The sequence below is a fragment of the Kitasatospora sp. NEAU-69 genome (assembly GCF_057158765.1).
In genome coordinates, this window is sequence record NZ_JBWXUE010000021.1 from 87,258 (window position 1) to 97,743 (window position 10,486).

Annotated in this window: 9 protein-coding genes; 7 read left to right on the forward strand and 2 right to left on the reverse strand. The window is 73.3% G+C overall.

What is annotated here, in order from left to right:
* Positions 1-126: 126 nt before the first annotated feature.
* On the reverse strand, positions 127-954 hold the full coding sequence (gene fdhD, locus AC060L_RS23630; RefSeq protein WP_483800878.1) for a formate dehydrogenase accessory sulfurtransferase FdhD: 828 nt from the start codon (positions 952-954) through the stop codon (positions 127-129).
* A 142-nt stretch (positions 955-1,096) separates the two neighbouring features.
* On the opposite strand from fdhD, the gene hutH reads away from it, so the two are divergent.
* Complete coding sequence (gene hutH / locus AC060L_RS23635) at positions 1,097-2,671, forward strand: histidine ammonia-lyase (RefSeq protein ID WP_483800948.1); 1,575 nt, start codon at positions 1,097-1,099, stop codon at positions 2,669-2,671.
* An 81-nt stretch (positions 2,672-2,752) separates the two neighbouring features.
* Here the strand turns inward: hutH and AC060L_RS23640 are convergent, their stop codons facing one another.
* The gene (locus AC060L_RS23640) at positions 2,753-3,205 is read right to left on the reverse strand and encodes a hypothetical protein (protein WP_483800879.1); all 453 of its coding nucleotides are present in this window, start codon (positions 3,203-3,205) and stop codon (positions 2,753-2,755) included.
* Between the two features lie 220 nt (positions 3,206-3,425).
* Between AC060L_RS23640 and AC060L_RS23645 the strand changes: the two genes are divergently transcribed.
* The 6 genes from AC060L_RS23645 to hutI all read left to right on the forward strand — a co-directional run bounded on the left by AC060L_RS23645 (position 3,426) and on the right by hutI (position 10,414).
* On the forward strand, positions 3,426-4,292 hold the full coding sequence (locus tag AC060L_RS23645; protein ID WP_483800880.1) for a MurR/RpiR family transcriptional regulator: 867 nt from the start codon (positions 3,426-3,428) through the stop codon (positions 4,290-4,292).
* A gap of 42 nt (positions 4,293-4,334) precedes the next feature.
* The gene (locus AC060L_RS23650) at positions 4,335-4,682 is read left to right on the forward strand and encodes a hypothetical protein (RefSeq protein WP_483800881.1); all 348 of its coding nucleotides are present in this window, start codon (positions 4,335-4,337) and stop codon (positions 4,680-4,682) included.
* A gap of 242 nt (positions 4,683-4,924) precedes the next feature.
* The gene (gene hutU, locus AC060L_RS23655) at positions 4,925-6,595 is read left to right on the forward strand and encodes a urocanate hydratase (RefSeq protein ID WP_483800882.1); all 1,671 of its coding nucleotides are present in this window, start codon (positions 4,925-4,927) and stop codon (positions 6,593-6,595) included.
* Between the two features lie 26 nt (positions 6,596-6,621).
* Entirely contained in the window at positions 6,622-7,806 is a 1,185-nt protein-coding gene (locus tag AC060L_RS23660; protein ID WP_483800949.1) for an allantoate amidohydrolase, read from the forward strand.
* Positions 7,797-9,206: a formimidoylglutamate deiminase gene (locus AC060L_RS23665; protein WP_483800883.1), complete on the forward strand. Its 1,410-nt coding sequence runs from the start codon at positions 7,797-7,799 to the stop codon at positions 9,204-9,206. The genes AC060L_RS23660 and AC060L_RS23665 overlap by 10 nt, the downstream gene beginning before the upstream one ends.
* A gap of 41 nt (positions 9,207-9,247) precedes the next feature.
* The gene (gene hutI / locus AC060L_RS23670) at positions 9,248-10,414 is read left to right on the forward strand and encodes an imidazolonepropionase (protein ID WP_483800884.1); all 1,167 of its coding nucleotides are present in this window, start codon (positions 9,248-9,250) and stop codon (positions 10,412-10,414) included.
* Positions 10,415-10,486 lie beyond the last annotated feature (72 nt).

Here is a 10,486-nt window from a genome sequence, read left to right on the forward strand (position 1 = left end):
GAAGGAGATAACGGGGGGGGGGGAAAAATACCCAAACCAACACACCCCCCCCCCCCCCCCCCCCCCCCCCCGCGGTCGTTCTTCTGGGGTGATCAGTCGGGGGTGGTGCTCAGTCGGGGAGGCCGCTCAGTCGGCGGCGGTGATCCGGTCCGCCCGGGTGTAGACGTTCGCCGACTCGCCGCGCAGGAAGCCGATCAGCGTCAGCCCGAGCTCCTCGGCCAGCTCGACCGCGAGCGAGGACGGCGCGGAGACCGCCGCCAGCAGCGGCAGGCCGGCCAGTGCCGCCTTCTGGGTCAGCTCGAACGAGGCGCGGGCGCTCACCAGCAGCAGGTGCCCGGTCAGCGGCAGCAGGCCCTCGCGCAGCGCCCAGCCGATCACCTTGTCCACCGCGTTGTGCCGCCCGACGTCCTCGCGGGCGCAGAGCAGCTCGCCGGACGGGGAGAAGAGCCCGGCCGCGTGCAGCCCGCCGGTGGAGTCGAAGGTGCGCTGGGCGGCCCGCAGCTTCTCCGGCAGGCCGTAGAGCAGCTCGGCGGGCACGCCCAGCGGGTCGTCGGCCGGCTTCCAGCGGACGTGCGTGCGCACCGCGTCCACGGTGTCGCGGCCGCAGAGCCCGCAGGCGCTGGTGGTGAGCAGGTTGCGGTGCGCCGAGAGCGGCACCGGCGCCGCGCCGCGCAGCGCCGCGTCCACCACGTTGTAGGTCTGCAGGCCGTCCTCGTCGGTGCCGGCGCAGTAGCGCAGTGCGGCGAGCTGCTCGCGCTCGTGCAGCAGCCCCTCGCCGACCAGGAAACCGGCCACGAGGTCGAAGTCGTGGCCGGGGGTGCGCATGGTGACGGTCAGTGGCTTGCCGCCGATCCTGATCTCCAGCGGCTCCTCGGCCGCCAGCGTGTCCGGCCGCGTCGCCCGCTCGCCGCCGCGCAGTCGGACCACTCGTCGCCGTGCCGTCGCCCGCGTCATCGGACCCCGCCTCTCGCTGTCAGGATTCACTCGCAGGCGGTACGACCGCGCGCAGTTCACTCTCCAGCATGAGGCATCAAAGCTTTCGGCCGCCCAGCGGTTGTCATATCTTCATTCAGCTGATCTGATAGTGCATATGGATATGCACAGTGCTCCGGCCGCCGACGCGCCGCTTGTTCAGGTCGGCAAGGCCGACGTCACCGCCGAGGACGTGCTCGCCGTCGCGCGTGGCAACGCCCGGGTGGAGATCGGCCCCGACGCTCTCGCCGAGATGGCCGTCTCCCGGGCCCGGATCGACGCGCTGGCCGCCGAGCCGCGCCCGGTGTACGGCGTTTCCACCGGCTTCGGTGCGCTCGCCGTCCGGCACATCAGCCCCGAGCTGCGTGCCCAGCTGCAGCGCTCGCTGGTCCGCTCGCACGCCGCCGGCATGGGCCCGGTGGTCGAGCGCGAGGTCACCCGCGCGCTGATCTTCCTGCGGATGAAGACGCTCGCCTCCGGCCGCACCGGGGTGCGCCCGCTGGTAGCCGAGACGATGGCCGCGATCCTCAACGCCGGCATCACCCCCGTGGTGCGCGAGTACGGCTCGCTCGGCTGCTCCGGCGACCTCGCGCCGCTGTCGCACTGCGCGCTGGTGCTGATGGGCGAGGGCCTCGCGTACGGCCCGGACGGCGCCGAGCACCCGGCCGGCGAGCTGCTGGCCGCGGCCGGCATCGAGCCGGTCGAGCTGCTGGAGAAGGAGGGCCTGGCCCTCATCAACGGCACCGACGGCATGCTCGGCATGCTCGTGATGGCGATCGCCGACCTGTCCCGGCTCTTCACCACCGCCGACATCACCGCCGCCATGTCGCTGGAGGCGCTGCTCGGCACCGACAAGGTGCTGGCGCCGGAGCTGCACGGCCCGATCCGCCCGCACCCGGGCCAGGCGCTGAGCGCCGCGAACATGCTCGCCGTGCTGAAGGGCTCCGGTCTGACCGGGCACCACCGGGACGACGCGCCGCGGGTCCAGGACGCCTACTCGATCCGCTGCGCCCCGCAGGTGGCCGGCGCCGGCCGCGACACGCTCGCGCACGCCCGTACCGTCGCCGAGCGCGAGCTGGCCGCCTCGGTCGACAACCCGGTGGTGCTGCCGGACGGCCGGGTGGAGTCGAACGGCAACTTCCACGGCGCGCCGGTCGCCTACGTGCTGGACTTCCTGGCGATCGCCGCCGCGGATCTCGGCTCGATCTCCGAGCGCCGCACCGACCGGCTGCTCGACAAGAGCCGCTCGCACGGTCTGCCGGCCTTCCTGGCCGACGACCCGGGCGTGGACTCCGGTCTGATGATCGCTCAGTACACCCAGGCCGCGCTGGTCAGCGAGAACAAGCGGCTGGCCGTACCGGCCTCGGTGGACTCGATCCCGTCCTCGGCGATGCAGGAGGACCACGTCTCGATGGGCTGGTCCGCCGCCCGCAAGCTGCGCCAGGCCGTGGACAACCTCGGCCGGATCCTGGCCGTCGAGCTGACCGCCGCCGCCCGCGCGCTGGAGATCCGCACCGTCGATGGCACCGCGCAGCTGGCGCCGGCCACCGCCGCCGCGCTCGCCGCCGCCCGCGAGGCGGGCGTCGGCGGGGCCGGCCGGGACCGGTTCCTGGCGCCCGACCTGGATGCGGCCGAGGCGCTGGTCGCCTCCGACGCGCTGGTCAAGGCCGTCGAGAAGGTCACCGGCCCGCTGGCCTGATCCGCGGTCTGGCCTGCGGCCTGGCCTGTGGGCTGGTCCGCGGCCTGATTTGCACCGCCGCGCGGCGAGCGGGTGTGTTCGTTACGCCCACTCGCCGCGCGCGGGCGCGCTCCGGCGCTCCTCGGAGCGCTGGAGGCGCTGGCCCAGCGCGTGCGCGATGTTCACGCCGACCACACCGGCCCAGGTGACGAACATCCCGGGCATGCCACTGGCGGACCCGATCCCGGTCAGCGGGATCGCCAGCACCAGCGAGGCGATCCCGAACGAGCTGTTGCTCCAGCTCCGCTTGCGCTCGCCGCGCCCGCGCCGGCCCGGCCGCTCCTCCTCCTCGTACCGGTTCAGCCGCTCGGCGACCCGCTGCTCGACCCGGGCGTCCAGCCGGGCGTCTACCCGGGACAAGAACGAGTCGACCAGCTCCGACTCGTACTCGGCGCCGAGTTCCTTGCGGGTGTGCAGGGCGGCCTCAAGGTCGCGCTTCAACTCGGACGGGTGGTCCTTCTGCAAGGACGGGCGCTCATCGCGGTACGACTCCATGAGGACCAGCCTGCGCCTTGCGCGGTCCGCCGGTCTACTCGGTGGCCGGGCTCTCAGGGGGAAATCAGGGGAACCCCTGAGGGCCCCGGGTGCTGCCGCGGGCGGGGCACGGAGGGCGCGGCGCGGGCAGTCCGTCCCGCGAGACATCATTGCCCCTGCGCCCCACCTGCTGCACAGTCGAGCGACCGCCCCCGGTCCGCCCACTCCGAAGGGACCCCTGATGACCGCGAACGCCGAGCCCGTGCCGGGTCCGTCCGCCCGTCTGCTGGAGCTCTTCGACGGCCACCGGCTGACCCCGACCCAGCGCCGGATCGCGCACGCGCTGGTCCGGCACGCCGCCGAGGCGCCGTTCCTGTCCAGCGTGGAGGTCGCCGAGCTGGCCGGCGTCAGCCAGCCCTCGGTCACCCGGTTCGCGGTCGCGCTCGGCTACGACGGCTACCCCGCGCTGCGCAAGCGGCTGCGCGAGCTCGGCGGCGGCGAGTCGGTCGCGCCGGAGACGCCCGCCGAGGTGGTCCGCAACGAGCACCAGCAGGCCGTGCTCGCCGAGATCGCGCACCTGCGCCGGCTGGCCGATCTGCTGGCCGACCCCGAGCCGATCGTCCGGGCGGGCCGGCTGCTCGCCGCCTCCCGGCCGCTGCCGGTGCTCGGGCTGCGCGCCGCCTCCGCGCAGGCCCGCGGCTTCGCCTACTTCGCGGCCAAGGTGCACCCGGACATCCGGCTGCTCGACGAGGGCGGCAGCATGCTCGCCGACCGGATCGAACAGTGCGCCGCGGCCGGTGCCTCCGCGCTGCTCTGCTTCGCGCTGCCGCGCTACCCGCGCGAGCTGATGGACGCGCTCGGCGTCGCCCGGGAGTGCGGCCTGACCGTGCTCACCGTCGCGGACAGCGCCTTCGCGCCGGTCGGCAAGCTCTCCGACCTGATGCTGCCCGCCGAGGTCGGCACCGGTCTGGTCTTCGACACCGCCTGCGCGCCGATGGTGCTCGGCCGCGTGCTGCTGCAGACGATGTGCGACGAACTCCCGGGCGCCGAAGCCCGGTTGGAGTCGATCGAACAGTCCGCCGCAGCTCGTGGGCTGTTCCTGGAGTAGCCGCACGACGACCCGGGCATCCCCTTCTCAGGACGAACGGGGGTGTCCGCCATGCGCGTGATCCACGAGATGAGACGAGTCGGCCGGCTCTCCTCCGGAGCGGAGGAGTGGGCCTGCCCCGCCTGCGGCCGCCGGGTGGCACTCTTCGGCCCGCCCGAACCCCGCCAGAGTGTCCTCGATCCGGGTGACGAGTCCGCGGTCCACATCGGCCTGGTCGCCACCGATCCGGGCGCGGCCGCCGCCGAACGCTACGGCCTGGGCCCGATCCAGGAGATCCCCCGCCCGCCGTCCCTCCCCATGCTCCCGGTCGACCCGGCCGTCACCGCCGAACGCGACCGTGCCTGGCTTGCCGAGATCGGCATCGACTGGGACGGCGACGAAGCGGCCTGAGCGGACTGCGCGAGCGCCTTCTGCGCTGGGAGCGCCTTCTACGCCGGGGCGGCGTCACTGTGGGCTGCCGTCACTGTGGGCTGGGCCAAGTGGCTGGCGTTCGCCGGTTTCAGGGTAGTGCCCGGAGGGGTGCGAAGTCGGGCGCTGATCAGATGGGTGCGGGGTCTGGTCGAAGACTGATTGATTGGATATATTCAGTCTGAGAAATCCTGAATGAATCCATCCGCAAGGAGGCCGGCAGCATGGCGGAGCAGCAGACGAGTGGCCCGCGTGAGGTTCGCGCGGCGCGTGGTACGAAGCTCAGCACCCAGGGATGGCAGCAGGAAGCCGCGCTGCGGATGCTGATGAACAACCTCGACCCCGAGGTGGCCGAGCACCCGTCCAAGCTGGTCGTCTACGGCGGCACCGGCAAGGCCGCGCGTGACTGGCGCTCGTTCGACGCGATGGTGCGCACGCTGCAGACGCTGAAGCAGGACGAGACCATGCTGGTCCAGTCCGGCCGGCCGGTCGGCGTGATGCAGACGCACGAGTGGGCGCCGCGGGTGCTGATCGCCAACTCCAACCTGGTCGGCGACTGGGCCAACTGGGAGGAGTTCCGCCGGCTGGAGAACCTCGGGCTCACCATGTACGGCCAGATGACCGCCGGGTCGTGGATCTACATCGGCACCCAGGGCATCCTTCAGGGCACCTACGAGACCTTCGCCGCCGTCGCGAACAAGAAGTTCAACGGCACCCTCGAGGGCACCATCACGCTCACCGCCGGCCTCGGTGGCATGGGCGGCGCCCAGCCGCTGGCCGTCACCATGAACGGTGGCGTGGCGATCTGTATCGACTGCGACCCGTCCCGGATCTCCCGCCGGATCGAGCACCGCTACCTCGACGTCGAGGCCAAGAACCTCAGCCACGCGCTGGAGCTCGCCACCGCCGCCCGTGACAAGAAGCAGCCGCTCTCGATCGGCCTGCTCGGCAACGCCGCGGAGCTGTTCCCGCAGCTGCTCGCGATGGACGCGCCGATCGACATCGTCACCGACCAGACCAGCGCGCACGACCCGCTGAGCTACCTGCCGATCGGCGTCTCGTTCGACGACATGGCGACCTACGCCGCCGAGAAGCCGGCCGAGTTCACCGTCCGCTCGCGCGAGTCGATGGCCAAGCACGTCGAGGCGATGGTCGGCTTCCAGGACGCCGGCGCCGAGGTCTTCGACTACGGCAACTCGATCCGTGGCGAGGCCCAGCTGGCCGGCTACGACCGGGCGTTCGCGTTCCCGGGCTTCGTCCCGGCGTACATCCGCCCGCTGTTCTGCGAGGGCAAGGGCCCGTTCCGCTGGGCCGCGCTCTCCGGCGACGCGCAGGACATCGCCAAGACCGACAAGGCCGTGCTCGACCTGTTCCCGGAGAACGAGTCGCTGCACCGCTGGATCAAGATGGCCCAGGAGAAGGTGCACTTCCAGGGTCTGCCGGCGCGGATCTGCTGGCTCGGCTACGGCGAGCGCGACAAGGCCGGCGAGCGCTTCAACGACATGGTCGCCAGCGGCGAGCTCTCCGCGCCGATCGTGATCGGCCGCGACCACCTGGACTGCGGCTCGGTCGCCTCGCCGTACCGCGAGACCGAGGCGATGCTGGACGGCTCCGACGCGATCGCCGACTGGCCGCTGCTGAACGCCATGGTCAACGTCGCCTCCGGCGCGTCCTGGGTCTCCATCCACCACGGCGGCGGCGTCGGCATCGGCCGCTCGATCCACGCCGGTCAGGTCACGGTCGCCGACGGCACCGCGCTGGCGGGCGAGAAGATCCGCCGGGTGCTCACCAACGACCCGGGCATGGGCGTCATCCGGCACGTGGACGCCGGCTACGACCGCGCCGACGAGGTCGCGAACGAGCGCGGCGTCCGCATCCCGATGGGTGAGCTGTGACCTTCAACCCCCCGTCCTTCGAACAGATGTGGGCGGAGCTGCTCCCCGTGGGCCGCTCCGCCGCCTCCGGCGGCTACCGCCGGCACGCCTGGAACGGTGCGGACGCCGAGTGCCGGGCCTGGTTCGAGGACCAGGCCCGGTCCCGCGGCCTCACCTACGAGCTGGACCGCAACGGCAACCAGTGGGCCTGGCTCGGTGATCCGACCGCGCCGGGCGCGATCGTCACCGGCTCGCACCTGGACTCGGTGCCGGACGGCGGCGCCTTCGACGGCCCGCTCGGCGTCGTCTCCTCCTTCGCCGCGCTCGACGAACTGCGCTCGCGCGGCGCCCGGTTCGACAAGCCGCTGGCGATCGTCAACTTCGGTGACGAGGAGGGCGCGCGGTTCGGCGTGGCCTGCATCGGCTCCCGGCTCAGCGCCGGACTGCTGACCCAGGACCAGGCGTACGCGCTGCGCGACGCCGACGGCGTCCGGCTGCCCGACGCGATGGAGCGGGCCGGCTACGACCCGACCGTGATCGGCGCCGACGACGACCGGATCTCCCGGATCGGCGCGTTCGTCGAACTCCACGTCGAGCAGGGCCGCTACCTCGCCGAGGACCAGCCGGTCGGCGTGGCCGGCGCGATCTGGCCGCACGGGCGCTGGCGCTTCGACTTCCACGGCGAGGCCAACCACGCCGGCACCACCCGGATCGAGGACCGCCGCGATCCGATGCTGACGTACGCCAACACCGTGCTCGCGGCCCGCAAGAAGGCGAAGCTGGCCGGTGCGCTGGCCACCTTCGGCAAGGTCGCGGTCGAGCCGAACGGCACCAACGCGATCGCCTCGCTGGTGCGCGGCTGGCTGGACTCCCGGGCGGCCGACGAGGCGACGCTGACCGAGCTGGTCGAGCAGATCCGGCTCGCCGCCGACGAGCGCGGCGAGCGGGACGGCGTCAAGGTCGAGCTGACCCGCGAGTCGTACACGCCGGTGGTGGACTTCGACGTCCCGCTGCGTGACCGCCTGGTGCGCACGCTCGGCGGCGTCCCGGTGCTGCCCACCGGCGCGGGACACGACGCGGGGATCCTGGCATCCGCCGTCCCGACCGCCATGCTGTTCGTACGTAACCCGAGCGGCGTCTCGCACTCCCCGTCCGAGTACGCCGAGGAGGGCGACTGCCTCGCGGGCGTGTCGGCGCTCGCCGACGTCTTGGAGGACCTGGCATGTCAGTGACGCAGAGCCCGTCGGCCTCACCCAGCCCGTCGGCGGCGCACAGCACGTCGGTGGCGCGGACTTTCTGGGCTCAGCACGCCTGGCTGCCGCACGTGAACGGCCCGGTGGTGGAGCCGGACGTGCTGATCGAGGTGGCCGCCGACGGCCGGATCGCCAAGGTCACGCCGGACAGCGGCCCCTGCCCGCCCGGCGCGGTGCGCCTGGCGGGCCTGCTGGTGCCCGGCCAGGCGAACGCGCACTCGCACGCGTTCCACCGGGCGCTGCGCGGCACCGTCCAGGTCGGCTCCGGCACGTTCTGGACCTGGCGCGACACCATGTACCGCTTCGCCGGCGCGCTCGACCCGGACAGCTACCTGGCGCTGGCCACCGCCGTCTACGCCGAGATGGCGCTGGCCGGCATCACGGCGGTCGGCGAGTTCCACTACCTGCACCACGCGCCCGGCGGCGCCCGCTACAGCGACCCGAACGCGATGGGCGAGGCGCTGATCGAGGCCGCCGCCCGGGCCGGCATCCGGATCACGCTGCTGGACACCTGCTACCTCTCCTCCGGCTTCGGCGCCGAGCTGACCAAGCCGCAGCTGCGGTTCGGCGACGGCGACGCGGACGCCTGGGCCGAGCGGGCGGCCAAGCTGACCGACCGGCCGCACGCCCGGATCGGCGCGGCGATCCACTCGGTGCGCGCCGTCCCGGCCGAACAGCTCGGCACGGTCGCGCACTGGGCCAAGATGCGCAAGGCGCCGCTGCACGTCCACCTCTCCGAGCAGACCGCCGAGAACGACGCCTGCCTGACCGCGCACGGCGTCACCCCGACCCGGCTGCTCGCCGACCATGGCGTGCTCGGCCCGCGCACCAGCGCGGTGCACGCGACCCACCTGACCGAGGAGGACGTCAAGCTCCTCACCGACTCCTCCACGGTGATCTGCATGTGCCCGACCACCGAACGCGACCTCGCGGACGGCATCGGCCCGGCCCGCACGCTGGCCAGCGGCGGCTGCCCGGTCACGCTGGGCAGCGACAGCCACGCGGTGATCGACCCGTTCGAGGAGGCCCGCGCGCTGGAGCTGAACGAGCGGCTGCGTACCCGCACCCGCGGCCACTGGACCGCCAACGCGCTGCTGCGGGCCGGCACCGAGGACGGTCACGCCTCGCTCGGCTGGCCGGAGGCCGGCCGGATCGAGGCCGGCGCACTCGCCGACTTCACCGTGCTCGCGCTCGACTCGGTGCGCACCGCCGGGCCGACGCCGCGCCTGGGCGCCGAGACCGCGGTCTTCGCCGCCTCGGCGGCGGACGTGCGGCACGTGGTGGTCGGCGGCCGTCAGATCGTCGCCGACGGGGTGCACCAGCTGATCCCGGACGCCGCCGCCGCCCTGCACACCTCCATCACCGCACTGCTTCCCTGACGTGCTGGTTCCCTGACGCACCGCTTCCCCGAAAGGCCGCCGTGAGCAGCACCCTGATCACCAACATCGGCACCCTGGTCACCAACGACCCCTCGCACCCCGGCCTGCTCGGTCTGGTCGAGCAGGCCGCCGTGGTGGTGGACGGCTCGGTGATCACCTGGACCGGCCGCGCCGCCGACGCCCCCGCCGCCGACCAGGTGGTGGACGCGGCCGGCCGGGCGCTGCTGCCCGGCTTCGTGGACTCGCACGCGCACCTGGTCTTCGCCGGCGACCGCACCGCCGAGTTCAACGCCCGGATGTCCGGCCAGGCCTACACCGCGGGCGGCATCCGCACCACGGTGGCGGCCACCCGGGCCGCCTCGGACGCCGAACTGGACGCCAACCTGGCCCGGTTCGTCGGCGAGGCGCTGCGCCAGGGCACCACCACGATCGAGTGCAAGTCCGGCTACGGCCTGACCGTCGAGGACGAGGCCCGCGCGCTGCGGATCGCCGCCACGCACACCCCCGAGACCACCTACCTCGGCGCGCACGTGGTGGCGCCCGAGTTCGCCGACGACCCGGCGGGCTACGTGGACCTGGTCACCGGCGAGATGCTGGACGCCTGCGCCCCGCACGCCCGCTGGGTGGACGTCTTCTGCGAGAACGGCGCCTTCGACGGCGACCAGGCCCGCGCCGTGCTGACCGCCGGCATCGAGCGCGGGCTGACCCCGCGGGTGCACGCCAACCAGCTCTCGTACGGGCCCGGCGTGCAGCTCGCCGTCGAACTCGGCGCGGCCTCGGCCGACCACTGCACCCACCTGACCGACGCGGACGTCGCCGCGCTCGCCGGCTCCGGCACCGTCGCCACGCTGCTGCCCGGCGCCGAGTTCTCCACCCGCGCGCCGTACCCCGACGCGCGCCGGCTGCTCGACGCGGGCGCCACCGTCGCGCTCTCCACCGACTGCAACCCGGGCTCCAGCTTCACCAGTTCGATGGCCTTCTGCATCGCGGTCGCGGTCCGCGAGATGGGCATGACCCCGGACGAGGCCGTGCACGCCGCCACCGCCGGCGGCGCCCGTGCGCTGCGCCGCACCGACGTGGGCCGGATCGCCCCCGGCACCCGCGCCGACCTGCTGCTGCTCGACGCGCCGTCCCCGGTCCACCTGGCCTACCGCCCGGGCGTCCCGCTCACCGCCGCCGTCTGGCGCGCGGGGGTGCGGGAGCTCTGACCCTGTTGATCCAATGCGTCGGGGCGGTGCCCACCTGGGGCCCGTCCTACGCACTTGGTCCACAGGTTCCAC